Source organism: Paraburkholderia hiiakae, from assembly GCF_904848665.1.
GTDB lineage: Bacteria > Pseudomonadota > Gammaproteobacteria > Burkholderiales > Burkholderiaceae > Paraburkholderia > Paraburkholderia hiiakae.
Window position 1 is genome coordinate 586,797 of the sequence record NZ_CAJHCQ010000002.1, and the last position, 25,026, is coordinate 611,822.

Genomic DNA, 25,026 nt, shown 5'->3' on the forward strand with positions numbered 1-25,026 from the left:
GCGATTCGCAGTACCCTTACCGGCGACCGCGCTTTGACCAATCTGAACCGACCCGAGGATGGTGGCTATGTCCGAGAAGCACTCCCCCGATGAAGAGAATGCCCCTGATCCCCAGGGCATGCGTGGCGGACTGACGAACTACGGCGACACGGGCTTCTCGCTATTCCTGCGCAAGGCCTTCATCAAGGGCGCCGGATATACCGACGATGCGCTGCAGCGTCCCGTAATCGGCATCACCAATACGGGCAGCGCGTACAACCCGTGCCATGGCAACGTGCCCCAACTGCTCGAGGCGCTCAAGCGCGGCATTCTGCTGGCGGGCGGACTGCCGATGGAATTCCCGACCATTTCCATCCACGAGAGCTTTTCGCAGCCAACGAGCATGTTCATGCGAAACCTCATGTCGATGGATACGGAGGAGATGATTCGCGCACAGCCCATGGACGCGGTCGTGCTCATCGGCGGCTGCGACAAGACGGTGCCCGCGCAGTTGATGGGCGCCGCATCGGCGGGCATTCCCGCCATTCAGCTGATTACCGGGTCCATGGTGACGGGCGTGCATCGCGGCGAACGCGTCGGCGCGTGCACGGATTGCCGCCGCTATTGGGGCAAGTTTCGCGCGGGCGAAGTCACGGAGCAGGAGATCGCCGAGGTGAATGACCGCCTCGTGGCGAGCGTCGGCACCTGTGCCGTCATGGGCACGGCCAGCACGATGGCTTGTGTGGCGGAAGCCATGGGCATGACGATGCCGGGCGGCGCCACGCCGCCTGCCGTGACGTCGGACCGCATGCGCGTGGCCGAGCAGACCGGCGCGCAGGCTGTGGAGATGGCGAGGCGTCGGCTCTCGATCGACCAGGTGCTCAGTGCCGCGTCGATCGAGAACGGCTTGCGGGTGCTGCTGGCCATTGGCGGATCGACGAACGGCATCGTGCATCTTGCCGCCATTGCCGGACGGCTCGGCTTCGACATCGATCTGGACGCAGTGGACCGTATGGGCCGCGAAACACCGGTACTGCTCGATCTGAAGCCGTCGGGCGAGCACTACATGGAAGATTTTCATCGGGCTGGCGGCATGGCCACGCTGCTTCATGAACTCAAGCCCTTGCTTCATCTCGACGCGATGACCGTGACTGGCCGCACGTTGGGCGAGGAAATGGAGCGCGCCGGGCCGCGCTTCGCGCAAGACGTGGTGAAACCGCTCAGCGCGCCCGTCTATCCGCAAGGGGGCCTGGCCGTTCTGCGCGGCAATCTTGCGCCGGGTGGCGCGATCATCAAGCAATCGGCGGCTTGCGCAGCGCTGATGGAGCACGAGGGCCGCGCGGTCGTGTTCGAAGACGCCAGCGATATGGCAAACCGCATCGACACCGACGACCTCGACGTGCACGCCGATGACGTCATCGTCCTCAAGCGCATTGGGCCGAAAGGTGCGCCGGGCATGCCCGAGGCCGGCTACATTCCCATCCCGAAGAAACTCGCCCGTGCAGGGGTGAAAGACATGGTGCGGATTTCGGATGGACGGATGAGCGGCACGGCATTCGGGACGATCGTGCTGCACGTCACGCCAGAAGCCGCCATCGGCGGCCCGCTTGCCCATGTGCGTAACGGCGACCGCATCCGCTTGAGCGTGGCCAACCGCGAGATCAACTTGCTCGTGGACGACGAAGAACTGCGGCGCCGGGCGCAGGCGGAGCCGGTTACCGTGCCCACGGCGAGCCGCGGTTATCACAAGCTGTTCCTGGACACCGTGACCCAGGCGGACAAGGGCGCCGACTTCGATTTCCTCAGGGCGACCGAATCGCGAGGCGCAGTCCCGAGGAAGTAGCGTGCGGGCCCGAAATCCGGGCACGAAGTTGCTGGCCCCGCACTTCTTGCCCGGCGGCCTGATTCCGGTATAATGAAAGCTCGTTCGGAATATCGAACAAGAGAATCAAGCATCCAGAGTCGGAGTGACCGACGCCAACCTGCCCTCCCGGGCAAGGTGGAAGCCCTAGAGGCGATGCGGCCGATTTACGGCAACGAAACGGGAGCAGCGTAGCTGGCACCGGTTCGATCAACCTTCATCCGGAGCCACTATGCGTCAAGATATCCCCGCTTCTTCGTCCTCGGTCTGTGAAGACTTTTCGCACTGTCTTCCCGGCTTCACGCTCACGCATACCGTTCATCTGGTGTCCGGCCTGGATCTCGGCGTCGTTTCGACAGCCGCTGGCGTGCTCGAAGGCGAACAGGTGGTCGTCGACCGATGGGCGGTTACCCGCTGCGGCGACGTGCTCGAGCAAAAAATCGTATTTGGCGAAATGACCGAAAGGCGAGCCGTGCGGCTGCGCGAACAACTCGCGGCCGTCGACGGCGTGGTGCGTGCAAAGATAGAGCATCATTTCGTTCGCGCCCGCTGAACCCGCAGGCTGGCGTCGCACAGGCACGGATAGAGGAGCCAGGGGTGCCAGACACCAGCGTTGATTCAGGGCCATACCCGCAACCCCCACGCGTCTTTGTCGCGGACATCGGCGGCTCATACGTCAGGCTCGGTGTATCCGACAGTCCGGGTAGCGTGCGCCTGCTCGAAAGCGTGCCGACGCCGGTCGACAGTTGGGAGGCGTTTGGCGCGACTCTCCAATCCCTCGCGGACCGTCATATTGGGCAGACCCGCTCGCCTCTCGTAATCTCGATGGCCGGTGCGATCGATCCCGCAAGCGGGGTGATTTGCTCGTCCAACGTCCCATGCGTCTCGGGCCGCGTGCTTGGCGCGGAGTTGACCGACCGGCTTCAGCGACGCGTGCGCATTGCCAACGACGCCGACTGCCTCGCATTGGCAGAGGCCGTCGAGGGCGCGGGTGCGGGCCACGATGTCGTGTTTTGCGTGGTCCTCGGCTCCGGTGTCGGCGGCGGGCTCGTGGTGGGGGGCCGCGTAGCCGGCGGCGCGCGCGGCATATCGGGAGAGTGGGGCCACGGGCTGCCTGTGAACACGCACGTCGACTTCAATGGCTCAGGCCACGCGGAGCCATTGAGCGCACTGCGTTGCGGTTGCGGCCGCATGGGCTGCGTCGACACCGTCGGCGGGGCACGTGGCATGGAACGGCTCAACGCGGTCCTGAACGGCGAACAGAAAGACAGCCACACAATTCTCGACGACTGGCGGCAAGGCCGCGATCGCGCGCAGCGCACCGTTTCCGCGTGGCTCGCCCTCGTATCGGAACCGCTCGCAGCTGTCATCAACATTACGGGCGCTTCAATCGTCCCGGCATGCGGCGGACTTTCCAATGTCTCCTCACTCATCGATGCGCTGGATGCCGCCGTGCGCAAGCGCACGCTGCGGGAATTTCGCGAACGCGTAGTCGTTCCCGGAGCGTTCCGGCGTGACGGCGGGCTTATTGGCGCGGCCATCATTGCGAGGCAGGACGATTGTCGGCAGCCGTAATGCGCCGTGAAACGCGCACAGGAAAAATGGGCTTGCGACGCCTAAACTGATCTATGTAGCCAACCGGCTATCGATGGTTATCGGTCAGCGGCTATCGGGGTGAGCATCATGAAAGGGCGTGAATTGTGCAGACTCCTGCTCGTGCTCGTGGCGCTATGCATCAGCGCCGGGGCGAGCGCGGGTAGAGGCGGCGGCTGGGTGCACGGCGGCGGCGGTTACGGCGGTGGCTGGGGCGGCGGCGGTGGCGGTGGTTACGGTGGCGGCTGGGGCGGCTACGGCGGCGTGAATCACAGCAGCGGCTGGAGCGGTGGCTACCACGGCAACTATAGCGGCGGCGGTTATTACCATGGCGGTTATTACCACGGCTATGGCTGGTATCGGGGCGGCTACTATCACGGCTACTATCACGGCTGGTATGGCTGCTGCGGTTCGGTCGGCTTCTACTACGGCCCTGGTTTCATCTACGGCTATCCGTTCTATCCGTACTACTATCCGACGTACATCGGGAGCGTCTATTACCCCTACGTTTCAGGCGACTTCTCGCAGCCCACGCAGTGGATCGAAGAGGGTCAGGGCCAAGCCCAGCAAGCGCCCCAGTACGGCGGCGCCAATATGTACGATCAAAGCGGGCAGTATGGGCAAGGCGGCGGCCAAGGTGGGCAGGGTGGCGAGGCCCCATACGGCGTCTGGTACTACTGCGTAGCGTCGCAGACTTATTATCCGTACGTGCAAACCTGCGCCGGCGGCTGGCAGCAGGTTCCCGCGCGGCCACCTGATAGTTGAATGACGGCGCGTTACCCCACCGCGTAGCGTTCGGCGTCGGCGTGCCGCGTCATTGAGCTAGTGAACGCCGGTGAAGCCGAACGCGCCGATCTCGACCACACCCTTCGCGCCTCTCAAGTGATTAGCGTGTAAGGGTCCGCTTCGAGCGCGACGCCCGCACCGCGAATCACCTGCAAGTAAGCAAACGTGTCGCCCACGGCAGCACTGGCCTGCTCGGCGAGACTGTGTGCGTTCGCCGATTTTTCGGCGCTCGCCATCATGGATTCGAGTGCGTCCGCATGCACGAACCCGTGAGCCGCCGCCGCACTGAGAACCGCATCCAGAACGCGCCGGGCTGCCGCCCGGGCATCGACCGAAGCGAGTGGGGCGCGGTAGGCGAGAAAGCCCGCCATCAGCAGGAATTCGGCCGGGCTGATATGGTGACCATTGCCAACCGGCACGCCTTCCGGCATGTCGTGATATCGCGACATACAGCGCCTCCCGCTTTGGAGTGCTATGAATGCTGCTACGGATGCCCCAGAAAATATAGTACAGAAAGCATCCCGCATGCCGATGAATGCGGCATCAACTGGCGCCGGCTTTTGTAATTGGGTGTTTCGATAGGCGGGCACAGACGCTTTTTTCGCCGTGCCACGACGGCAAGTCGTAGTATTCTTGACCCGGGCAAAGCAGCCCTCCAGCAAGTGTCATGTTTTTGTAGGCTTCGAGACAAATTCACGGTTTTTCTCCGAGGGCATTCATGAAAACGCTGTTTCTGCAGGCACCTTCCTTTGAGGGCTTCGATGGCGGCGCTGGCTCACGTTTCCAAACAAAGCGCGAGATCCGGTCGTTCTGGTATCCAACGTGGCTCGTCCAGCCCGCAGCGTTGGTCGAAGGCAGCCGCGTGGTAGATGCCCCCGCAGACGAGCTTTCACTGGAAGCGACCCTGGATATCGCTCAGGAATACGAACTGGTTATCATTCACACGAGTTCGCCCTCGTTCCAGAGTGACGTTCAGTTTGCCGGACATTTGAAGCGGCGCAAGAGCACGATCCTCATCGGCATGATCGGCGCGAAAGTGGCGGTCGATCCTCATGGTTCGCTTACCGCGAGTGACGCGCTCGATTTCGTATGCCGCGAAGAATTCGACTTCACGTGCCGCGAAATTGCACAGGGTCTTCCGTTCGAATCGATCCTGGGCCTGAGCTATCGCCTGCCCGACGGCGGGATCGTGCACAACGACGCCCGGCCGATTCTCGAGGACATGGACCAGCTTCCATTCGTCTCGCCGATCTACAAGCGCGACCTCACGCCCGAGCATTATTTCAGCGGCTATCTCAAGCATCCGTATCTCTCGCTCTACACGGGCCGCGGCTGCAAATCCCGCTGCACGTTCTGCCTTTGGCCGCATACGGTTGGGGGGCACCGCTATCGCACGCGCTCGGTCGAACATGTGCTGGAAGAAGTGAAGTGGATTCGGGACAACATGCCCGAAATCAAGGAGATCATGTTCGACGACGACACCTTCACGGACCTGAGGCCGCGAGCCGAGGAGATCGCGCGAGGGCTGGGCAAGCTAGGCGTGACGTGGTCGTGCAATGCCAAGGCGAACGTGCCGTACTCGACGCTCAAGGTGATGAAGGACAACGGATTGCGGCTCTTGCTCGTGGGCTACGAATCCGGCGACGACAAGATTCTCGTGAACGTCAAAAAGGGCTTGCGTACCGATATGGCGCGCCAGTTCAGTGAAGATTGCCACAAGCTTGGTATCAAGATCCACGGGACGTTCATCCTCGGTCTGCCGGGCGAGACGCACGAGACGATCCAGAAGACCATTCAGTACGCGAAAGAGATCAATCCCCATACCATTCAGGTGTCGCTCGCCGCGCCTTACCCGGGCACGGTGCTTCATAAACAGGCCGTTGAAAATGGGTGGCTGAACGATACCAAGGTCATCACGCTCATCAATTCGGCGGGCACGCAGGCTTCGACGATTGGCTATCCGCATCTCTCGCGCGAAGAGATTTACCTTGGCGTCGAAGAGTTCTACAAACGCTTTTATTTCCGGCCATCGAAGATCTGGGAAATCGTCCGCGAGATGTTGATGAGCTGGGAGATGATGAAGCGGCGCCTGCAGGAGGGCGCGGAGTTCTTCCGGTATCTCCGGGCACGCAAGGTCTGAGACGCCCGCCCTAAAGAAAAAGCCCGGGATTCCGGGCTTTTTTTCACTCTTTTTTCACTCACTTGTCACGCCTGTAACGCGCCCATGTTTGCCTCCTTCTCACATCAGGGCCGGCGCGTCGAGGCGAGCAGCTGGCAGGGTTCGTTACACAACAGCGCAGGCCGATCTGGTTGACGGTTCGAACCCTGTTGCGGTTGCGCTTATGCCAGCGCGATCACTCCAGATCGCGCGTTTCCAGTTCCACGGACTGGCCCCCGTTTTTCTCCAGCGCGTGGCGCGCGGCCAGCTCGATGCTTGGGCGGTTCGCCTCGAAGGCGCTCAATAGCGCATGCGCCGATGTGCCGGTATTGCCAAAGCGATCGTTCAGCGCGTCGAGCGACACGCTGCACCATACCGGCCGGTTGTCCACGTTGGCTTCGAACGCTACGCGCGCGGCAGCCACGGCGTGCCGGCGACTCGTGAATTCGATTCTCATTCTGATCCTCCGTGAGTTTCACTGTTACAGGGTAGAGCCTGGCGCGGCCGATGTTGAGTTCTTTTTGCAGCTATTTCGCTTGAGCGCCGCTCGCGGGGTCGCTGCGCATCATCTTGTCATGAGTGGCGGGCCCCTTGGGCTTTTTCACCGGCATGTTGTCGGGATTGGATGCGCTCGCGCCGCCTGGGGCCGCTGCCGGCGGCTTCACCATCGGCGGGGCAGGTGTATGCGCGGCCGTTTGTGCCTGCGCGCTGGCGGGCAGCCAGAAGGCCGCTAGCGGCACGCAGGCGATCGCGCCCCAGACGAGAGCATGAGGTGCCTTCATGGCTTCTCCGTTTGTTTTCGTCGACATGATTCTGCAAGTGTCGCGAATCGCATGCCCGCAAGCGTGCGCTTGCGGCCAACGTCCGCAGTGACACAGCGCCGATGTCGTCGCGGCGCGTAAAACTGACTGCAAGTAGCGCAAGGGGCGGCTTCACGCGGATGCGCTGTCATGACTCTCTTGCGAGCAGGGTCTTTCGCATCGGGCGTTCCTGCTTCGCGTTTCATGCGCTCCAGTTAAACACTCCCCATGCCAGGGTTATGACAGGAGTCCTAGAATGAAGTTGTGAGTGTAAAGGAGACCGTAATAACGTCATGGATACACAAGCGAAAACATTCGAGGAATTGCTGCGGCGGGAGTATCGGCACGGGTTCGTTTCGGACGTGCAGTCGGATACGTTGCCGCGCGGTTTATCCGAGGACGTGATCCGTCTTATCTCGGAGCGCAAAGAGGAGCCGGACTTCATGCTCGAATGGCGGCTCACCGCCTACCGGCATTGGCTCACGATGACCGAACCGCATTGGGCGAGCATCGTACACCCGCCGATCGACTTCCAGGACATTGCCTACTATTCGGCGCCGCACACGCAGACGGGGCGCCCGAAGAGCCTCGACGAAGTCGACCCGGAACTCCTTCGCACTTACGAAAAGCTCGGCGTGCCGCTGCAAGAGCGCGAGATGCTCGCGGGCGTGGCCGTGGACGCGGTATTCGACAGCGTGTCCGTTGCCACGACGTTTCGCCGGCAGTTGGGCGAGCTTGGCATTGTGTTCTGTTCGTTCTCGGAAGCGGTGCGCGACCATCCGGACCTCGTGCGTCAGTATCTCGGCTCGGTCGTGCCGTACACCGACAACTTCTTCGCAACGCTCAACTCTGCGGTATTCAGCGACGGTTCGTTTTGCTATATCCCGCCGGGCGTGCGCTGCCCGATGGAGTTGTCCACGTACTTCCGCATCAACGCACGCAACACGGGCCAGTTCGAGCGCACGCTCATCGTGGCTGACAAGGGCGCTTACGTGAGCTACCTGGAAGGCTGCACGGCGCCGATGCGTGACGAAAACCAACTGCACGCCGCCGTTGTGGAACTCGTAGCCCTGGAGGGCGCGCAAATCCGCTATTCGACGGTGCAGAACTGGTACCCGGGCGACGCGCAGGGACGCGGCGGCATCTACAACTTCGTGACGAAGCGCGGCGACTGCCGCGAGGCGAACGCCAGGATTTCGTGGACACAAGTCGAAACCGGCTCCGCGATTACGTGGAAATATCCGAGCGTCATTTTGCAGGGCGATAACTCGATCGGCGAGTTCTATTCGGCGGCGCTCACCAACCACTATCAGCAGGCCGATACCGGCACGAAGATGGTTCATATCGGGCGCAATACGCGCAGCACGATTCTCTCGAAGGGGATCTCGGCTGGCCGGGGCAAGAACGCTTATCGCGGGCTCGTGAAAATGGCGCGCTCGGCTGAGAACGCCCGCAATTACACCCAGTGCGATTCGCTCTTGCTCGGCGATCGATGCAGCGCCTTCACATTTCCCTATATCGAGGTGAAGAACCCGAGCGCGAAGGTCGAACACGAAGCCTCGACGTCGCGCATTGGCGAAGACCAGTTGTTCTATTGCCGGCAGCGCGGGCTAACTGAGGAGGACGCGGTGTCGATGATCGTCAACGGTTTTTGCAAGGACGTGCTCAAGGAATTGCCGATGGAATTCGCCGTGGAAGCGCAAAAGCTTCTGGGCGTGAGCCTGGAAGGCAGCGTAGGTTGAGAGGGAGAGCAGTATGCTGGAAATCCGCAATCTGAATGTCGAAGTAGAAAGCAAGCCGATTCTGCGCGGTGTGGATTTGCGCGTGAATACGGGCGAGGTTCACGCGATCATGGGGCCGAACGGCTCCGGCAAAAGCACGCTCGCCCATGTGCTGGCGGGGCGCGAGCAATACGTGGTCACGGGAGGCAGCGTGCAGTACGACGGCTGCGACCTGCTCGCGCTTGCGCCCGATGAGCGCGCGCGACGCGGGCTCTTTCTCGCGTTTCAGTATCCGGTGGAAATACCGGGCGTGAGCAATATCTATCTGCTCAAGGCCGCGCTCAATGCGCTGCGCAGACATCGTGGTGAGTCGGAACTCGACGCCATGGATTTTCTCGCGCTAGTGAAGCAGAAAATGGCGGCCATGGAGATGAAGGAGGACCTTTTGTACCGCGGCGTGAACGAAGGGTTTTCGGGCGGCGAGAAAAAGCGCAACGAGGTGCTGCAAATGACAGTGCTGGAACCGCGTCTCGCGATTCTCGACGAGACCGACTCCGGGCTCGATATCGACGCGCTGCAACTCGTCGCGCGCGGCGTGAACCAGATGCGCAGCGCGGACCGCGCGATCGTGCTGGTGACGCACTACCAGCGCCTGCTCGACTACATCGTGCCGGACCATGTGCACGTGCTTTCGCAGGGGCGCATCGTGCGATCGGGTTCGCATGAGCTCGCGCTCGAACTGGAGCGCAAGGGCTACGGTTGGCTCGGCGAGCCGGATAGCGACGGACCGGCAGGTGGGCCGGCCCCTGGCACGCAACACACGGCAGCCGTCAGGGAGCAACGATGAGCGAATCAATGCGCGAGCATTACCGCGACGCCTTCCGCACGATGGCGGGAACATTGGCCGGCGTCGAGCTGCCCTGGCTGCGCAAGGCGAGGCGGCACGCGTTCGAACGGTTCGAAACGTTGGGCTTTCCGGGCACGCAGCTGGAAGCGTGGAAATACACCAATGTGACGCCCATTGCGAAGCCGCTTTGGCATTTCATGCCTTCGGACGGTGAGCCAACGGACTATGCCCGCCTGATCGACGACCTCGTGCCCGCCGACGCTGGCGGCCGTATCGTGTTCGTGAACGGCCGGCACGCGCCGAAGCTCTCGTCACTGCCGCCTTTACCGGAAGGCGCGTTCGTTGGCACGCTCGCACAGGCGATGCGAAGGATTCCTGATCGGGTAGAGTCCATCATGGCGCGCCGCGCGCCCGAGGACGGCTTTGCGGCGCTCAACGGCGCATTTCGCAGCGACGGCTATGTGGTCGTACTGCCGCCAGGCTGCGCGCTGGACTGGCCGCTGCATGTGTTGTTCTTTAGCAGCGAGGCCGCGCTCGCCATGCATCCCTTCAACGCGGTGGTGGCGGAGCGAGGCGCGCGGTGCTCGATCGTCGAACAGTTCGCGGGCATTACCGACGAAGCCTATTTCGTCAACACCGTCACGGAGATCGTCGCCGATGAAGAGGCTGACGTTCAGCACTGCCGTATCCAGCAGGAGGCACGCAGCGCGTTTCATATCGCGCACGTAGGCGTTTCGCAGCGGCGCGCCAGTCACTTCACCTCGCACTCGTTTGCGTTTGGCGGCGCATTGTCACGCACGCAGATCGATACGCGGCTCGACGCGGAAGACGCCCAGGCCGATCTGAACGGCCTGTATTTCGTGAGCGCGAGGCAGCACGTGGATCATCACACGCGTATCGACCATGAGATGCCGCGCGGCACGAGTCGCGAATACTATCGCGGCGTGCTCGACGGCGCCTCGCATGGCGTGTTCGATGGCCGCGTGATCGTGCACCAGAATGCGCAGCAGACCAACGCACACCAGGGTAACGACAATCTGCTGCTCTCGCGCAACGCCGAGATCGACACGAAGCCGCAACTGGAAATTCACGCCGACGACGTGAAGTGCACGCACGGCGCGACCGTCGGCCAACTCGACGAGAGTCCGCTTTTTTACCTGCGCTCGCGCGGCATTGACGAGCGCATGGCGCGCGCGCTCCTCGTATGGTCGTTCGCGCGCGTGAGCGTGGATCGCGTGGAAAGCGCCGCGCTGCGCAGCCGGCTCACGCAACAACTGCTCGCGCGCTTGCCCGGCGGCGAATATCTGCGAGGACTGTCATGAATCTGATCGAACCGGTGAGTATTCCCGACGCCGAAACAGTGATGGGTTGGCGCCGCGACTTTCCGATTCTGCGCGAAAGCGTGCATGGCAAGCCGCTCGTGTATCTCGACAACGCCGCGACCACGCAGAAGCCCGCGAGCGTGATCGCCGCCGAGCAGGCCTATTACGAGCATGACAACGCCAACGTGCATCGCGGCGTGCATTTGCTGTCGCAACGCGCGACCGACGCCTATGAAGGCGCTCGCGCACGCATTGCGCGTTTCCTGCATGCGGCGCATGAGAACGAGATCGTGTACACGCGCGGCACGACGGAAGCGATCAATCTGGTGGCGCAAAGCTACGCGCGGCCGCGACTTCGGCCCGGTGACGAAGTGCTCATCACCGCGATGGAGCATCACTCGAACATCGTGCCCTGGCAACTCGTCTGTGCGCAGACGGGCGCTCTGCTGAAGGTGGTGCCGATCGACGACGACGGCACGCTCGACCTCGACGCCTACGAACGCCTGCTCGGCGCACGCACGCGTATGGTGGCCGTGGCGCATGCGTCGAACGCGCTGGGAACCGTCAATCCGGTTGCGCGGATGATCGAGCTTGCGCACGCGCGTGGCGTACCGGTGCTGGTGGATGGCGCGCAGGCGATTGCGCATCTTCCCGTGGACGTGGCCGCGATCGGTTGCGACTTCTATGCGTTCTCGGGTCACAAGATCTACGGCCCCACTGGCATTGGCGCGCTGTATGCAACATCTGCGTTGCTGGAGGCCATGCCGCCATGGCAGGGCGGTGGCGACATGATCCGCTCCGTGACGTTCGAGAAGACCGAGTACAACGTGATTCCGTGGCGGTTCGAAGCGGGCACGCCGAATATCGCGGGCGCGATCGGTCTGGCGGCAGCGCTCGACTACGTGAGCGCGATTGGCCTGGAAGTGGCACAGCGGCACGAGACTGATCTGCTCGCTTATGCGGACGCTGCCCTGCGTGGTATGTCCAACGTGAGAATGATTGGAACTGCGAAGGAAAAGCTGGGCATTGTCTCGTTCGTCATGGAGAATGCACACGCTCACGACATCGGCACGATCCTCGATCAGTGCGGCGTGGCGGTGCGTACGGGCCATCATTGTGCGATGCCGGTGATGGAGCGCTACGGCGTGCCGGCCACGGTGCGCGCTTCGTTTGCGCTGTACAACACACGTTCCGAAGTCGACGCGCTGATGGACGGTCTCGCGCGCGTAGAAGAGGTGTTTCCGCTATGAGCGACCTGCGCGACCTATACCAGGAAACGATCTTCGACCACTACAGGCGGCCGCGAAACTGTCACGCCTTGCCCGGTGCGACGCATAGCGCCGAAGGATATAACCCGTTGTGCGGCGACCGCGTCACGCTGTATCTGCGTATCGAAGACGGAGTGGTCAAGGACGCCGGCTTCGAGGGCGCGGGCTGCGCGATCGCAACGGCTTCGGCTTCGTTGATGACGGAGGCGCTCAAGGGCCGCACGCAAGCGGAAGTCGAAGCGCTGTTCGAACGCTTTCACGCGATGGCGACGGCGCCTTCGGATCGGCCGGTCTCGTCCGAAGGGCTCGGCAAACTCACGGTGCTCGCGGGCGTGCGCGAATTTCCGGCGCGCATCAAATGCGCGACGCTCGCGTGGCACACGCTGCACGCCGCGTTGCGCGACGAGCGCGGCACTGTTTCAACCGAATGAGGCTGCGCGTGCCTGGAGGCAAATGACAATGAATACGCAAACGGCGAGCAGCGACCTGCGCGAACGCGTGATCGACGCGCTACGCTCGGTGTTCGATCCGGAGATACCGGTCAACATCTACGATCTGGGGCTCGTCTATCAACTGGACGTGGACGCCGAAACGGGCCACGTGACGATTCACATGACGCTGACCGCGCCCGGTTGTCCGGTTGCGCAAACCTTCCCGGGCACGGTCGAAGAATGCGTGAATGATGTGGAGGGCGTGAGCGCGGCGCATGTGGAACTGGTCTGGGATCCCCCGTGGACGAGAGAGCGCATGTCCGAAGCGGCGCTCCTGCAACTGGGGATGCTTTGACATGGCCGATTGGGTGGACGTGGCGCCATACGGCGAGTTTCAACCGGGTTCCGTGCGCAGCGTCGACGTGGACGGCACGCAGGTCGCCGTATTCAATCTCGAAGGGACCTGCTATGCAATCGAGAACACCTGTCCGCACGATGGCGGCGTGCTCACGGGTGGCGACGTGGAGGGCGACGAGGTGATCTGCCCGCGGCACGGCGCGCGCTTTTGCATCAAGACCGGCAAAGTCCTCGCGCCGCCCGCCTATGAGGACCTCGCGGTGTTCGCGGTGCGTGTGGAAGCGGGCATGGTGCAAGTGCGGGATACGCGCTGGGACGAGGGCTTTTCCTGAGCGCGCAAACCACGCCGTCGCCTCTCGCGCAGTTGTCAGCGGCATAATGGATGCGCGGATTGGCGCAGTGGTGCCTTGTACCGTTCACGCCGGTCTTTGCGCTTTGCATGCGTTGCAACTATCGAGAGGCATCCATGAAGGCTCTGTTCCATCTTGCAGCGGCCGCCGCGGCAGGCACGCTCGTCATGTTCTACCTGGACCCGGTTTCCGGCCCCCGGCGCCGCGCGCGGCTGCGCACCACGCCGTTTTCGCGCCATGGCGGCCGCGCGAGCGTTCACGGCCACGCAACTGAGCTTGGCGTGGACGGCGAACTGGCGGGCCCGGGCGGCGGCATTGGCACCGCGCCGTGAGCGTGTCCGGCGGCCGCCTTGTGCGGAGAGCGGGCATGTAATGGGCGCATATGGCGAAGCGCATCGCAGAAGGAGTCCGCATGTCCGCACTTTTACCTGACCTGAATAACCGCGTTGCGCTCGTGACGGGCGGCTCGCGCGGAATCGGCCGCGCCATTGCCATTGCGCTCGCTTCGGCTGGCGCGGCGGTTGCCGTGAATTACCGGCAGCGCGCTGACGAAGCCGAGCAGGTCGTCGCGCAGATCGAAAACGCAGGTGGCCGCGCGCTCGCGGTGCGCGCCGACGTGTCGGCGGCCAGCGAGGTGACCGGCATGATCGGCGAGATCGAGCGCGGCCTCGGCGCGGTCGACGTGCTCGTGAACAACGCGGGTACGGGCACGTTCAGCGACATCGAGTCGCTTACGGAAGCTGAATTCGACCACACGCTCGCCGTCAACCTCAAGTCGGCGTTTCTCTGCACGCAAGCGGTGTTGCCCGGCATGCGCGCGCGGCGCTGGGGCCGCATCGTCAATCTTTCGTCGGCCGCCGCGCGCGGCGCAGGTCTCGTCGGCGTTCACTACAACGCTTCGAAAGCGGGCCTCGAAGGCTTGACACGCGGCTACGCCTCGCGCGTGGCGCGAGAAGGGGTGACCGTGAACGCCGTGGCGCCAGGGCCCATCGATACCGAAATGGCCGCGCCGCTGAAAGCCGCGAACGTTGCCGAACGGCTGCCCGTTGGTCGGCTGGGTGAAGCCAACGAGGTTGCACAGGTCGTGCTGATGGTGGTCGGCAATGGCTTCGTCACGGGGCAGACCATTGCTGTAAACGGCGGCGTCAGTTTCATCTAAGCCAGCTGTTCAATTCCAGGGCCGCCACGGCGCGGTCCATTTCCATTAGTTCACCTTGTTTGCTAACCGGCGCGTGAGTGCTGGTCAATCTTCATACCTGAATTCAAGGCAGATTTCGTCGATTCAGCGCCCATTCAGTGCCACGCCAGCCTCAAACTTACCAATCGAAAATATTTCGTAAGGAGTCTGACGCTGAGCATTCATACCCCGATGCTCTAATCCTCATGCCGTGTAGCCTCCGCATTCCGCTGGCATGAGCGCGACGATGCGGGCTGCATAACGCCTTTTACCCGGCTTCACGGTCATCCCGACAATACGAAACCAACCAGGAGCCGAATATGCAATGGCGTCACGTCGCAGTTGGTTCGCTCACAGCCGCAGCATTCGCATCGACAGTTGCGTGGAGTGCTGGTGACGATCACGACAAGAATCATCCGGAACACGGTCACACTGCCACCCCGATCAAGCACCTGGTCGTGATTTATGGCGAGAACGTTTCGTTCGACCATTACTTCGCGACTTATCCGCATGCGGCCAACCCGTCCGGCGAGCCTGCATTCAAGGCGCAACCCGGCACGCCCGAAGTGAACGGGCTGACTGGCACGCTGCTGACCAAAAACCCGAACTTCACGAATCCGGGCAATGGCGCGGGCGCGGCCAATCCGTTCCGTCTGGATCGCACGCAGGCGGCCACGGCCGACCAGAACCACGCCTATACGGCCGAGCAGCAAGCGTACGACGACGGCCGGGCCGACCTCTTCCCGGAGTACACGGGGAATGGTACGAGCGGCGGCGCCGGCGCGTTCGGCACGAAGGGCCAGGTGATGGGCTATTACGACGGCAACACGGTCACGGCGTTGTGGAACTACGCGCAGCACTTCGCGATGAGCGATAACGCGTATACGTCGACCTATGGTCCGTCGACGCCCGGCGCGCTCGAAGTGGTCTCGGGGCAGACCAACGGCATGAAGGTTGTGCTCACAACGAAGCAGCCTTCGACCGCCGGTTCATATTATGTGAACGACGGGCAGGGCGGCTTCACGATGATCAATGACGTCGATCCGGCCTACGACCTCTGTTCGAGCGCGACCGACACGGCGCAGATGACCGGCAAGAATATCGGCGACCTGCTGAATGCGCGCGATGTCTCGTGGGGCGGCTTCATGGGCGGCTTCAACCTCGCGACGACGAACAGCAACGGCACGACCGGCTGCAAGCGCAGCACGCTGTCGCCGGTGGTCGGCGCGGCGACGGCCGACTATATTCCGCACCACAACTGGTTCCAGTACTACGCTTCGACCTCGAACCCGCAGCATCTGCGTCCGGGTTCGCTCGCCGCAATCGGGCACACCGCGGGCAAGAATGGGAACCCCGACCCGGCGAATCACCAGTACGATACCGACGACTTCTTCAATGCTGTGAAAGCGGGCAATTTCCCTTCGGTGAGCTTCCTCAAGGCTCCGGCCTATCAGGATGGCCACGCGGGTTATTCGGATCCGCTCGACGAGCAGGCTTTCGTCGCGAAGGTCGTGAATTTCCTGCAGGAGCAGCATGACTGGGAAGATACGGCCGTTATCGTGGCGTGGGATGACTCGGACGGCTGGTACGACCATGCGTACACGCAGCCCACTAGCGCTTCGTACGATAGCGTTGCCGACCAGTTGACGGCGGCCGGCATCTGCGGCACGGGTTCGGCGCCGGCTGGCTTGAGCGGCAAGCCCGTGAACGGCCGCTGCGGTCCGGGCACGCGCACCCCGTTCGTCGTGATCTCGCCGTGGGCCAGGGAGAATTACGTCGACCATACGCTGATCGACCAGGCTTCCGTGGTGCGTTTCATCGAAGACAACTGGCTTGATGGTCAGCGCATCGGCGGCGGTTCGTTCGATGCGACGGCAGGCAGCGTCATGGGCATGTTCGACTTCGACCGTCGCGGTCGCGGCCACGAAGATCGCAGGGTGTTCCTCGACCCGACGACGGGCGTGGTGGTCGACAAGGCGCCGAAGATTTGACAGCTTAGGATAGCTGATCGTTGAGGCGTGAGAGAAGAAGCGCGCTCCTGCAAGATTCGTCAAGCAGGGGCGCGCCTGGTTTTTCAGCAGTTGATCAGGCGGGGTGAGAAGCGTGCCCGTGATCGCCAAGTCCGTGCTTATCGTCGTATTCGCGTGAAATATCCTTGTTCGTGTAATCGCCCATGCGCCAGGCGGCAAGCAGACTGATCACCGCGCACACGGCGATATAAATCGCAATCGCGTAGCCTGTGCGGTAATACGCGAATAGCGCAGTGGCGATCAACGGCGCCGGGCCGCCCGCAATCACGGAAGCCAGCTGATATCCGAGCGAGGCGCCGCTATAGCGCAGCCGCCCTGTGAACGATTCAGCGATGAACGCAGCCTGCGGACCGTAAAGCATGGCGTGCGGCACGAGCGAAAGCACCACGGCCGTGACAATCAACGCCGGGCTTCTCGTATCGACCATCCTGAAGTAGATAAAGCCGAAAATGCCCACGGCCACCGCGCCGATCATGTACATGCGCTTGCGCCCGATCAGGTCGGACACGTGCCCAAAGAGCGGAATGGTGACGAACTGCAGCACAGCCGCCGCCAGCACCGCGCTGAGCATGAGGTCGCGCGAAACGTGCAGCGTCTTCACGCCATACGTAAAGACGAAGGCCGTGTAGAGGTAGAACGGCGCCTGTTCGGCCATGCGCGCCAACGCCGAGAGGAGAATGTCCTTGGGCTGGCGGCGAATGACTTCGAGCATCGGCGTTTTCTCGATCCTGTTCTCGGCTAGCAGCTTCGCGAAGATCGGCGTTTCAAGAATGTTCAGGCGGATATACAGGCCGATCGCGACGAGCACGATGCTCAGCAAGAACGGCACTCGCCATCCCCACGTCATGAAGCTGTCTCCGGAGAACTGGCTGACGGCGAGCACCACGAGATTGGCGATAAAAAGTCCTGCCGGCACGCCGAATTGCGGCCAGGAAGCGACGAAGCCGCGGTGCGAATTGGTGCGCGCCCATTCCATCGACATCAGGACGGACCCGCCCCACTCGCCGCCCACGCCCACACCCTGGATGAAGCGCAGCACCGTGAGTAAAACGGCGCCCCAGATGCCGATCGACGCATAGGTCGGAACAAAGGCCACGGCGAACGTGGCGAGCCCCATGAGCAGCAAGGTGACGATCAGGGTGGCCTTGCGGCCGACGCGATCGCCGTAGTGGCCGAATATAGCCGCGCCAACCGGCCGGGCGATGAAGCCCACGGCATAGATGAGAAAGGCCTGCAGGGTGCCAACGAGCGGGTCGGATTCAGGAAAGTACAGCTTCGCGAAGATAAGACCGGTGACTGTACTGTAGAGAAAGAAGTCGTACCATTCGATCGTCGTGCCGATAGTGCTGGCAATCACAGCGCGGCGCAACTGGCGATGAGCGTCTTCCTCCGAAAGGGGCGTGGCGCCCGGTTGATCGGCATTCATTTCGCACCCCCAAGGCAAGCGCGATATGGCCCATGCAAAACGCATGGCCAGGGCTCCCGGTGGTGCGCAAAAAACGTACCCCAATTGACCGGGATGATGACTTCGCCGGATCAGGTGGAAGTGATACGTCCCTCGCTATCGCTCCATCCATGATTGGCATGGGTTTAGACGTTCTTATACAAGTGGATGGTATATCACGTTGTGAGGCAATGCGTGCGTTTTGAATAAAATCGCCATGCGGCAGTGCATCACACACGACGGAGACGCGATGACCTTTTATCTATCCTCGCAGGCGCTCAGCCCTTCGGACTATATTGCGCGGCATCTGCAGAATTTCGCCTCGTCTACGCCGACTTCGGCGATTGGGGGAGGACATCCGCAATGGATCGTGGGCAATGAGGGCGCATTCGTGGTCGCGGGCGCTCTGTTCGTTGTCCTCGCATGCATTGGCGCGCGCCGGGACAAGTGGGCGCTGTTTACGCTAATCCCAGGTGTGTCGTTCGGCCGGCGTCTTTACGTCTGGTGGTCCTGCGCCTGGCGTCAGTGGCTCGCGAGCACGCTGCTGTTCGTGGTGGGTTTCTTCGTGTTGCGTCTCTCGCTCGGGAAGATCGCGACGCCGCTCATGGCGTTCGCCGCGAATGGGGTTCCGCACGACATCGCGCAGTCATCGCCCGCATTTTCGCTTGCGATTGCCGGCATGCCTCTCATCGTGCCCGCGCTGGTTTATGTTCTGCTCAGCCTGCCGCTCGCGGGGTATATGGTGCGTCGCGGGTTGGCCGCGCACGCTATGCCCGCGCCCCGGCATTTCGGTTTCTGGCGCGCAACGCTGCTCGGCTTGACTACGTATGCGTGGACCTTGCCGGGTAGCCTGGCCATTGCCAATGTTGGGATTTCCTCTTCGCATCCACTCGCAGACGCACTGCGCGCGATCCTGCTCGTGGCCTGGGGCATGTATATCGTGCTGCCGCGCCAGGCGCGTAGCGTCGCGCGCCTGGCCTCCCTTGCGTAGCGGGCACTTCAGGCCGCCAGATCGACTACCGCTTTCAACGGTATCAGTCGCCATGCTTCGGCGGTCGCGAAAGCGATGATCTGCGAGAACGTGGCGGGCGCGTTTTTGAAAATTTCTGCGTCGAGCACAGGCGCGCTGCCGCTGCGATTGATGATCGAATCCGGGTCCTCGTCCAGCAGCCCGTAGAACACTTCGACGACGATGCGGCCACCCACTGGACCGAGACGCGTGAGTGCGCCGACGCCGGGCTTGTCGTCCTGCGTGCCGAGCATGGCGTCCTCGCTGAACGTCACGCCAATGGGCGCAAGCTTGAGCACCGGAAGTTGCGCTTCGGCGAGGATATAGAACCATAACGGCGTGTCATTCTTGAAGGTGTCGCCAAGCGCTGGGCTCTCGCCATCCGCATTGAGCGACGCGATGCGATCGAAGCGGTACGTCTTCGACGGATCACCCGAAACCTGCGTGCGGACCACGAGTTCGTCGGGCCCGAGCGGCGTTACGCCGAGGGCACTCGCCACCGTCTCGCCACTCGGCAGGCCATAGGCGTTGCCGCGCAACAAGTTGAGCATGGCCAGCGAACGATAGCCCTTTGCCGATGCGAGTTTGTTTGCCGCGTCGGGAATCGGCACATCGGACACGCTGTGCGGCAATTTCGAAAGGGGATCGACGAGCGATGGATCGAGCTTGTAGGCGTATTGCAAACGCTTGACGTCATTCGACGCATTGTCGGCAACACCGGCCGCGGCTTTGTTCGCGCCATCGAGTCCGGGGCCGCCTTTCTCACGCGGCAGCGGATGCTCGCTCGGGAAGAAGCGTTGCCAGTCGTCGATCACGTGTGTTTCGGGCAGCCGGTCGAAACCGACGAGGCTATGCTTGCTCGCATTCGTGCCGTCGAATATCGGTGCGCTGAAATTGTCGTTCAGCACATAGCCGTTGCGCACGCCCGAGTGGCCATACCGGTACGCGGCCCCGCTGAATTCGCGCGGCAGGTTGCGTCTCGCGGGACCTGGACCGTAGAGCTTGTAGGCATGCGCACGGTCCTGATCGTGGCCGCTCACGAATGCGTCGATAACGGACGAATCGACGATCCGATGCAGGAAGTCTTCGACCAGCACGCGCTGATACGCCCAGCGTACCTGCGCGCGTGCCGCGTCGAACAGATCGCTGCCGCGCAGCGTGTCGTCGGCTTTCGCGAGCCGCGCGACGACGCGGTTATGAAAGCGCAGGAAAAGCATCTGGATCTGGCAGACGATCGAATTTTCATCGTTGCGCTTGTCGCCGATTATCGCGCGAGCGTTGTAGGCATTCTCGGTTCGAGGCAGATCGTCGTGACCTTCGATCAACGAGGCACCCTGATAAATTCCCTTTTTCGGATGAGTTTCGTCCGCATACATGTAGGGCGCATCGTCGGGTCCGGGGCCGTACACGTTGTCCAGGTCGAAGCGCGGCGTGCGCAGGTTCGTCGGAATCTGGCCAGTCGCGCGCGCCTGGATCAAGGTCAGCTGCGACGTGGTGTCGAGCGTCAGGTCGTGATCGATGAACTGGCCGAAATACGTGTATCCGGCCGGTACATAAAGGTTCTCTTCCGGGTCGGGATCGTTCGACACGGTATCCGCCGCTGACTGCATGCCTCGCGCGAGTACGGCGAGGCTCCCGGGGTCGTAGTGGTTGAAGCGCGGCGGGAAAATCGAAGTCAACTCTTCGTTCAGGCGGCTCATTCCCGCATGTTCTTCGACGAGGTTGCGCGGTGTACCTTGGGGATTCATCATCGTTCTCCTAAGTGATTCATCGCAGAAAAGACACTTCGCAAGCTAGCTTGCGAAGGACCCCGTTCGATTTCAGACTGAATGGATTATTGTTAGGTGCTGGAGGAGACGATCGCCGCAGACGGAACGAGCGGATTGACAGGAAGCAGGTTTAATCTTTCTGAAAGCTTTGAATGTGCGGTAACGCACGCGTGGGCGGTGCTTCGATTTGCGAACGTTCGAAAACGCGTGTAGCCGGTTACGTCAATTGGGCCGAAGCAGCCCGGTCGACTTTTACGTTACGGTGTTCGCGTGTTGCGCGCCGAACTGCAGCGCCGCGAGCTGCGCATAAAGCGGCGAACTCTGCAGCAGTTCCGCGTGACGGCCTTGCGCCACGATACGGCCTTGTTCCATGACGACAATGCGGTCGGCTTGCTGCACGGTGGCGAGACGATGCGCGATGACGAGCGTCGTGCGGTTTTGCGCGGCGTTGTCCAGCGCCGTTTGCACGAGGCGCTCGCTTGCGGCGTCGAGCGCGCTGGTGGCTTCGTCGAGCAGCAGAATCGGCGGGTTCTTGAGGATCGCGCGCGCGATGGCAATGCGCTGACGTTGACCGCCTGAAAGGCGCACGCCACGTTCACCGAGAAAGGTGTCGTAGCCCTGCGGCAGTTGCTCGATAAAGCCGGCCGCAGCGGCCATTTCGGCGGCGTGCTGGACGGCTTCGAGCGTGGCGTCGGGCGAGCCATAGCGAATGTTGTCGAGCACGCTGCCCGAAAAGATCACGGACTCTTGCAGCACGACGCCGATCGCGTGGCGCAGCGCCGCGAGCGACACCTGCTGCGTTGGCACGCCGTTGATGCTGAGGCCGCCCGACTGCGGATCGTAAAAGCGCAGCAGCAATTGAAAGAGCGTGGTTTTGCCCGCGCCGGACGGACCGACGAGCGCGACATGTTCTCCGGGGCGCACGTCGAGCGAGAAGGCGTCGAGCGCAGCGATGCCGGGGCGCGAAGGGTAGGAGAAGCAAACGTTGTCGAACCGGATGCCTGTGCCGTGTGCCGGCAGCGGCACGGTTGCCGCCGCCTGCTCCACGGGCGAGCGCACGGCGAGCAATTGCAGCAGCCGTTCGGTGGCGCCCGCGGCCCGTTGCAGATCGCCCCACACTTCGGCAACGGCGCCCACGGCGCCAGCCGTGAACACCGCGTAGAGAATGAACTGGGAGAGCTGGCCGGCGCTCATCTGCCCGGCGAGTACCGCCTGCGCGCCGAGCCACAGCACGAACACGACAGCGGCGAACACGAAGACGATCACCACGGCCGTCAATCCGGCGCGCGCCCGAATGCGTTTGAGCGCCGTTTCAAAGGCCGTTTCCACCGCGCCGCCGAAGCGCCTCGCCTCGAACGACTCCTGCGCATACGACTGAACGGTGGGCATCGCATTGAGCACTTCTCCCGCCAAAGCGCTTGCGTTCGCAACCTTGTCCTGGCTCGCGCGCGAAAGCCGCCGCACACGCCGCCCGAAGACGACGATAGGTGCGACCACAACGACCAGTGTCGCGATGATGTAGCCGGACAGCACGGGGCTCGTCGTGACGAGCATTGCCACGCCACCGACCGTGAGCAGTAAATTGCGCAGGCCCAGTGAGAGGCTGGTGCCCACCACGGTCTGGATCAGGGTTGTGTCGGTGGTGAGCCGCGAGAGCACTTCGCCCGATTGCGTGGTCTCGAAGAACTGGGGGCTCATCCGTATCACGTGGTCGTACACGGCGCGCCGCAAGTCGGCCGTCACCCGTTCGCCCAGCCACGAGACCCAGTAGAAGCGCAGCGCCGTGGCGGCGGCCAGGACCAGCGAAACCACGAAGAGCGCGATGAAATAGCGATCGATATGCGTGCGATCGCCGCTCGCGAAGCCACGGTCGATCAGGTACTTGAACGCCACCGGCAGCGCGAGTGTTGCGCCCGCCGAGGTCAGCAGCGCGAGGAATGCGAGCGCCCAGCGCCCCGCATAGGGGCGCAGGAAGGGCAGAAGGGCGAAGAGGGGCGCGACGCGTGACGGTCGGGCGGCGGCATCTGGCATGGAACGTCCTGGCGGATCGACGATAGTTGAATTGTGCCAGCCCGCGGCGGGGCGAGGCTGGCCAAGGGCGGTTATGGCGAAGGCGGCGTCGCTCCCGGGGCTGCCCCGCGCCGGAATTGCTCGCGCTCTTCCGGCGTCATGTGTTGCCACTGTTGCCACTGGTGCCAGTGCATGCGTCTGCGGCAGCCGCCATGCCCACGGAATCCACCGAACAGAATCCGGCAAAGCACCAGCAGGCCTATTGCGCGCGGATAGTCGATGGCATGCGCACCCGCCACGATTGCCGGCGCGATCCAGTTCCACAGGCCCATGACGATTGCGCCCAGCAGCGCGATGACCGCCACCATCAGCAGCGCCTTGGCGAACATTTTGCGGCGAAACTTCATTTCATTCTCCTTCGGTTCAAATTTCGAAGTCGTCCCATGACGCGCGCAAACGTTCGCGCAGATGCAGCACCGCATAACGTTTGCGCGCCAGCAGCGTGTTCACGCCCACCCCGCTCGCGGCCGACATTTCCTTGAAACTGCGCCCGTCCAGTTCGTGCGCGATGAACACCTCGCGCTGGCTCGCCGGCAATTCGTCGAGCGCGGCGCGCAGTGCGTCGAGCATTGCCGCGCGCGCGTAGGCGGCCTCGGGGCCAGCATCCGGCGAGGGCAGTGCGAGGTCGAGGCGATACTCGCTCCCGGCCTCTTCCGGTTCGGTGAGCGGCACTTCCTTGCGTTTGCGAAACCGGTCGACGATGCGATTTCGCGCCACGCGAAAGAGCCACGCGCCCACTTGCTCGATGGGCTGAGGCAGCCGCCATGCTTGAACCAGTTCTTCGAATACGTCCTGAAGAATGTCCTCGGCTTCATCCTGGTCGATCACGCGGCGACGGATGAAATTGCGCAGCCTCGGGCGCTCGCGGGCGACGGTGTCGGCGATTTCGCGGTCCTGCGCGGTGAGCGGACTAGGGGTGGGCGGCGTTTCCATACCCGTGTAGACGATTCAGAAAGAGAAATATTGTGGCGCGTAATCTCCGGCTTTATGTGGCATGAATATTTCGTTAAACAAGGCCGGAGATAGGCGGCATTTTTTATTGACATCAGTCACTATATTTCGGTCACAATGCTGCCAACGAACAAAACCAACAAATTCACACGCTATCGGTCATGCACATTCACGAGCCTGGCAGCGGTACCGCGTCGAAAACTCTAGAACGCCTCGCGGACCCTGGGCAATTGCCTCTGGAAACACCACTGCCATTGGCGGTGTTTCACCATGACGGAACGATGCTGCTGCCGCAAGGCGGGGTGCTGAACTGCGAGCAGCGCGACTTCCTCTTCGCGCACTTCCAGCCTTATCGCAACACGGCAGAGGCGGCGAGTCTCACGAACGCGCAAGAAGGCCCTGGCGATCGTGCCGATCGGGGAAAAGTGCCGTTGACGCTGGACGACATGAATCTCGCCATTGGCGCGCTGCTAGGCATACGCAGCCAGGCGGGCACGGGGCGCGAGATGCTGCCGTGCCGGCTGATCGGTTTCCGGGCAGGCGGCGCGATGTTCGTTACGCCTCCCGCAGCCGCGAAGCCCGCATGGGAGCCGTTTCTGGGCGAACAGGTCGAGATCGTTGCGATCGCAACACAAGCCGTGTTCTGGCTCGTCTGCACCGTCGAGGCGGTCTGCGCGCATCCGTTCCGCTATCTCGTGCTCTCTGAGCCCGGCACGATACGCAGGCTGCGCGAACGCCGCGCCGTGCGCGTGCGCACGCAACTCGCAGTGCGCTATGGCGTCGATTTGACGGGCTCGCAACTGGACTGGCTCGGCATTGGCTGCGATATCAGCGTGCTGGGCATGTCGCTTGCCGCCGGGCGCAAGATCGGCGAACTGGGCGAGCGCATTTGCGTGGAATTTCCGATCGAGGCGGGGAATGGGGGGGCGACGTTCCAGGCTGTCGCTGTGATCCGCAATCTGCGCGCCGAATACCCACAGGAAGGACTGACCTTGCACGGACTCGAATTCGACGCGCTTTCTCCCGAGCGCCAGGTCGCCCTCAAGACCTTCGTGTTCGACCGGCAGGACGCCGTGTCTTACTGGGCTGGCATGCCGACCTGA

The 25,026-nt window shown here is 62.6% G+C and carries 25 protein-coding genes and 1 riboswitch; of the genes, 17 read left to right on the top strand and 8 right to left on the bottom strand.

Annotated elements, in window-relative coordinates; genetic code table 11:
• The first annotated feature begins 67 nt into the window (after positions 1-67).
• From JMY28_RS06540 to JMY28_RS38870, 4 genes are all read left to right on the top strand, one after another.
• On the top strand, positions 68-1,822 hold the full coding sequence (locus JMY28_RS06540) for an IlvD/Edd family dehydratase (RefSeq protein ID WP_201695063.1): 1,755 nt from the start codon (positions 68-70) through the stop codon (positions 1,820-1,822).
• 104 nt (positions 1,823-1,926) lie between these two features.
• A riboswitch (SAM-I-IV-variant riboswitch) is annotated at positions 1,927-2,030 on the top strand.
• A gap of 42 nt (positions 2,031-2,072) precedes the next feature.
• On the top strand, positions 2,073-2,393 hold the full coding sequence (locus JMY28_RS06545; RefSeq protein ID WP_201695064.1) for a hypothetical protein: 321 nt from the start codon (positions 2,073-2,075) through the stop codon (positions 2,391-2,393).
• A 44-nt stretch (positions 2,394-2,437) separates the two neighbouring features.
• Positions 2,438-3,415 (top strand): ROK family protein, encoded by a 978-nt coding sequence (locus JMY28_RS06550; protein ID WP_201695065.1) that lies wholly within the window; start codon positions 2,438-2,440, stop codon positions 3,413-3,415.
• A gap of 108 nt (positions 3,416-3,523) precedes the next feature.
• On the top strand, positions 3,524-4,198 hold the full coding sequence (locus JMY28_RS38870; RefSeq protein WP_236596727.1) for a hypothetical protein: 675 nt from the start codon (positions 3,524-3,526) through the stop codon (positions 4,196-4,198).
• Positions 4,199-4,311: 113 nt separating this feature from the next.
• Here JMY28_RS38870 and JMY28_RS06560 read toward each other — a convergent pair whose 3' ends face one another.
• A complete protein-coding gene (locus JMY28_RS06560) occupies positions 4,312-4,668 on the bottom strand; it encodes a hypothetical protein (protein ID WP_201695066.1) in 357 nt (118 codons plus the stop codon).
• A 269-nt stretch (positions 4,669-4,937) separates the two neighbouring features.
• On the opposite strand from JMY28_RS06560, the gene hpnJ reads away from it, so the two are divergent.
• The gene (gene hpnJ, locus JMY28_RS06565; RefSeq protein WP_201695067.1) at positions 4,938-6,359 is read left to right on the top strand and encodes a hopanoid biosynthesis associated radical SAM protein HpnJ; all 1,422 of its coding nucleotides are present in this window, start codon (positions 4,938-4,940) and stop codon (positions 6,357-6,359) included.
• 214 nt (positions 6,360-6,573) lie between these two features.
• Here hpnJ and JMY28_RS06570 read toward each other — a convergent pair whose 3' ends face one another.
• A complete protein-coding gene (locus tag JMY28_RS06570; RefSeq protein ID WP_028204289.1) occupies positions 6,574-6,834 on the bottom strand; it encodes a DUF1488 family protein in 261 nt (86 codons plus the stop codon).
• Positions 6,835-6,904: 70 nt separating this feature from the next.
• Complete coding sequence (locus tag JMY28_RS06575; RefSeq protein ID WP_201695068.1) at positions 6,905-7,159, bottom strand: hypothetical protein; 255 nt, start codon at positions 7,157-7,159, stop codon at positions 6,905-6,907.
• Between the two features lie 311 nt (positions 7,160-7,470).
• On the opposite strand from JMY28_RS06575, the gene sufB reads away from it, so the two are divergent.
• From sufB to JMY28_RS06625, 10 genes are all read left to right on the top strand, one after another.
• Entirely contained in the window at positions 7,471-8,919 is a 1,449-nt protein-coding gene (gene sufB / locus JMY28_RS06580; RefSeq protein ID WP_201695069.1) for a Fe-S cluster assembly protein SufB, read from the top strand.
• A 13-nt stretch (positions 8,920-8,932) separates the two neighbouring features.
• On the top strand, positions 8,933-9,745 hold the full coding sequence (gene sufC, locus JMY28_RS06585; protein ID WP_201695070.1) for a Fe-S cluster assembly ATPase SufC: 813 nt from the start codon (positions 8,933-8,935) through the stop codon (positions 9,743-9,745).
• Positions 9,742-11,067 carry a Fe-S cluster assembly protein SufD gene (gene sufD, locus JMY28_RS06590; protein ID WP_201695071.1) on the top strand — a complete coding sequence of 442 codons (1,326 nt, stop codon included), beginning with the start codon at positions 9,742-9,744 and terminating at the stop codon, positions 11,065-11,067. Before sufC ends, sufD begins: the two co-directional genes overlap by 4 nt.
• Positions 11,064-12,317 (top strand): cysteine desulfurase, encoded by a 1,254-nt coding sequence (locus JMY28_RS06595; RefSeq protein ID WP_201695072.1) that lies wholly within the window; start codon positions 11,064-11,066, stop codon positions 12,315-12,317. The genes sufD and JMY28_RS06595 overlap by 4 nt, the downstream gene beginning before the upstream one ends.
• Complete coding sequence (sufU, locus tag JMY28_RS06600; RefSeq protein ID WP_201695073.1) at positions 12,314-12,766, top strand: Fe-S cluster assembly sulfur transfer protein SufU; 453 nt, start codon at positions 12,314-12,316, stop codon at positions 12,764-12,766. Before JMY28_RS06595 ends, sufU begins: the two co-directional genes overlap by 4 nt.
• Positions 12,767-12,794: 28 nt before the next feature.
• Positions 12,795-13,121, top strand: coding sequence for an SUF system Fe-S cluster assembly protein (locus JMY28_RS06605; protein WP_236596728.1), 327 nt, complete (start codon positions 12,795-12,797; stop codon positions 13,119-13,121).
• 1 nt (position 13,122) lies between these two features.
• On the top strand, positions 13,123-13,455 hold the full coding sequence (locus JMY28_RS06610) for a non-heme iron oxygenase ferredoxin subunit (RefSeq protein ID WP_201695075.1): 333 nt from the start codon (positions 13,123-13,125) through the stop codon (positions 13,453-13,455).
• Positions 13,456-13,589: 134 nt separating this feature from the next.
• Positions 13,590-13,805: a hypothetical protein gene (locus tag JMY28_RS06615; protein WP_201695076.1), complete on the top strand. Its 216-nt coding sequence runs from the start codon at positions 13,590-13,592 to the stop codon at positions 13,803-13,805.
• Between the two features lie 80 nt (positions 13,806-13,885).
• On the top strand, positions 13,886-14,632 hold the full coding sequence (locus tag JMY28_RS06620; RefSeq protein WP_201695077.1) for an SDR family NAD(P)-dependent oxidoreductase: 747 nt from the start codon (positions 13,886-13,888) through the stop codon (positions 14,630-14,632).
• A 338-nt stretch (positions 14,633-14,970) separates the two neighbouring features.
• Positions 14,971-16,641 (top strand): phospholipase C, encoded by a 1,671-nt coding sequence (locus tag JMY28_RS06625; protein WP_201695078.1) that lies wholly within the window; start codon positions 14,971-14,973, stop codon positions 16,639-16,641.
• A gap of 94 nt (positions 16,642-16,735) precedes the next feature.
• Here JMY28_RS06625 and JMY28_RS06630 read toward each other — a convergent pair whose 3' ends face one another.
• A complete protein-coding gene (locus tag JMY28_RS06630) occupies positions 16,736-18,106 on the bottom strand; it encodes an MFS transporter (protein ID WP_201695079.1) in 1,371 nt (456 codons plus the stop codon).
• Between the two features lie 268 nt (positions 18,107-18,374).
• Here JMY28_RS06630 and JMY28_RS06635 point away from each other — a divergent pair, with 268 nt between their 5' ends.
• A complete protein-coding gene (locus JMY28_RS06635) occupies positions 18,375-19,115 on the top strand; it encodes a hypothetical protein (protein WP_201695080.1) in 741 nt (246 codons plus the stop codon).
• An 8-nt stretch (positions 19,116-19,123) separates the two neighbouring features.
• Here the strand turns inward: JMY28_RS06635 and JMY28_RS06640 are convergent, their stop codons facing one another.
• The 4 genes from JMY28_RS06640 to JMY28_RS06655 all read right to left on the bottom strand — a co-directional run bounded on the left by JMY28_RS06640 (position 19,124) and on the right by JMY28_RS06655 (position 23,905).
• A complete protein-coding gene (locus JMY28_RS06640; protein ID WP_201695081.1) occupies positions 19,124-20,884 on the bottom strand; it encodes a peroxidase family protein in 1,761 nt (586 codons plus the stop codon).
• 270 nt (positions 20,885-21,154) lie between these two features.
• Positions 21,155-22,933, bottom strand: coding sequence for an ABC transporter transmembrane domain-containing protein (locus JMY28_RS06645; protein WP_201695082.1), 1,779 nt, complete (start codon positions 22,931-22,933; stop codon positions 21,155-21,157).
• Between the two features lie 71 nt (positions 22,934-23,004).
• A complete protein-coding gene (locus JMY28_RS06650) occupies positions 23,005-23,319 on the bottom strand; it encodes a hypothetical protein (protein ID WP_201695083.1) in 315 nt (104 codons plus the stop codon).
• Positions 23,320-23,335: 16 nt separating this feature from the next.
• The gene (locus tag JMY28_RS06655; protein ID WP_201695084.1) at positions 23,336-23,905 is read right to left on the bottom strand and encodes an RNA polymerase sigma factor; all 570 of its coding nucleotides are present in this window, start codon (positions 23,903-23,905) and stop codon (positions 23,336-23,338) included.
• Between the two features lie 299 nt (positions 23,906-24,204).
• Here JMY28_RS06655 and JMY28_RS06660 point away from each other — a divergent pair, with 299 nt between their 5' ends.
• Positions 24,205-25,026 carry a PilZ domain-containing protein gene (locus tag JMY28_RS06660; RefSeq protein WP_201695085.1) on the top strand — a complete coding sequence of 274 codons (822 nt, stop codon included), beginning with the start codon at positions 24,205-24,207 and terminating at the stop codon, positions 25,024-25,026.

Bases quoted from the DNA above. Each gene is read 5' to 3' on its own strand.
- JMY28_RS06540 (WP_201695063.1), top strand. From the start codon at position 68: ATGTCCGAGAAGCACTCCCCCGATGAAGAGAATGCCCCTGATCCCCAG.
- JMY28_RS06545 (WP_201695064.1), top strand. From the start codon at position 2,073: ATGCGTCAAGATATCCCCGCTTCTTCGTCCTCGGTCTGTGAAGACTTT.
- JMY28_RS38870 (WP_236596727.1), top strand. From the start codon at position 3,524: ATGAAAGGGCGTGAATTGTGCAGACTCCTGCTCGTGCTCGTGGCGCTA.
- JMY28_RS06560 (WP_201695066.1), bottom strand. From the start codon at position 4,668: ATGTCGCGATATCACGACATGCCGGAAGGCGTGCCGGTTGGCAATGGT.
- hpnJ (WP_201695067.1), top strand. From the start codon at position 4,938: ATGAAAACGCTGTTTCTGCAGGCACCTTCCTTTGAGGGCTTCGATGGC.
- JMY28_RS06570 (WP_028204289.1), bottom strand. From the start codon at position 6,834: ATGAGAATCGAATTCACGAGTCGCCGGCACGCCGTGGCTGCCGCGCGC.
- JMY28_RS06575 (WP_201695068.1), bottom strand. From the start codon at position 7,159: ATGAAGGCACCTCATGCTCTCGTCTGGGGCGCGATCGCCTGCGTGCCG.
- sufB (WP_201695069.1), top strand. From the start codon at position 7,471: ATGGATACACAAGCGAAAACATTCGAGGAATTGCTGCGGCGGGAGTAT.
- sufC (WP_201695070.1), top strand. From the start codon at position 8,933: ATGCTGGAAATCCGCAATCTGAATGTCGAAGTAGAAAGCAAGCCGATT.
- sufD (WP_201695071.1), top strand. From the start codon at position 9,742: ATGAGCGAATCAATGCGCGAGCATTACCGCGACGCCTTCCGCACGATG.
- JMY28_RS06595 (WP_201695072.1), top strand. From the start codon at position 11,064: ATGAATCTGATCGAACCGGTGAGTATTCCCGACGCCGAAACAGTGATG.
- sufU (WP_201695073.1), top strand. From the start codon at position 12,314: ATGAGCGACCTGCGCGACCTATACCAGGAAACGATCTTCGACCACTAC.
- JMY28_RS06605 (WP_236596728.1), top strand. From the start codon at position 12,795: ATGAATACGCAAACGGCGAGCAGCGACCTGCGCGAACGCGTGATCGAC.
- JMY28_RS06610 (WP_201695075.1), top strand. From the start codon at position 13,123: ATGGCCGATTGGGTGGACGTGGCGCCATACGGCGAGTTTCAACCGGGT.
- JMY28_RS06615 (WP_201695076.1), top strand. From the start codon at position 13,590: ATGAAGGCTCTGTTCCATCTTGCAGCGGCCGCCGCGGCAGGCACGCTC.
- JMY28_RS06620 (WP_201695077.1), top strand. From the start codon at position 13,886: ATGTCCGCACTTTTACCTGACCTGAATAACCGCGTTGCGCTCGTGACG.
- JMY28_RS06625 (WP_201695078.1), top strand. From the start codon at position 14,971: ATGCAATGGCGTCACGTCGCAGTTGGTTCGCTCACAGCCGCAGCATTC.
- JMY28_RS06630 (WP_201695079.1), bottom strand. From the start codon at position 18,106: ATGAATGCCGATCAACCGGGCGCCACGCCCCTTTCGGAGGAAGACGCT.
- JMY28_RS06635 (WP_201695080.1), top strand. From the start codon at position 18,375: ATGACCTTTTATCTATCCTCGCAGGCGCTCAGCCCTTCGGACTATATT.
- JMY28_RS06640 (WP_201695081.1), bottom strand. From the start codon at position 20,884: ATGATGAATCCCCAAGGTACACCGCGCAACCTCGTCGAAGAACATGCG.
- JMY28_RS06645 (WP_201695082.1), bottom strand. From the start codon at position 22,933: ATGCCAGATGCCGCCGCCCGACCGTCACGCGTCGCGCCCCTCTTCGCC.
- JMY28_RS06650 (WP_201695083.1), bottom strand. From the start codon at position 23,319: ATGAAGTTTCGCCGCAAAATGTTCGCCAAGGCGCTGCTGATGGTGGCG.
- JMY28_RS06655 (WP_201695084.1), bottom strand. From the start codon at position 23,905: ATGGAAACGCCGCCCACCCCTAGTCCGCTCACCGCGCAGGACCGCGAA.
- JMY28_RS06660 (WP_201695085.1), top strand. From the start codon at position 24,205: ATGCTGCTGCCGCAAGGCGGGGTGCTGAACTGCGAGCAGCGCGACTTC.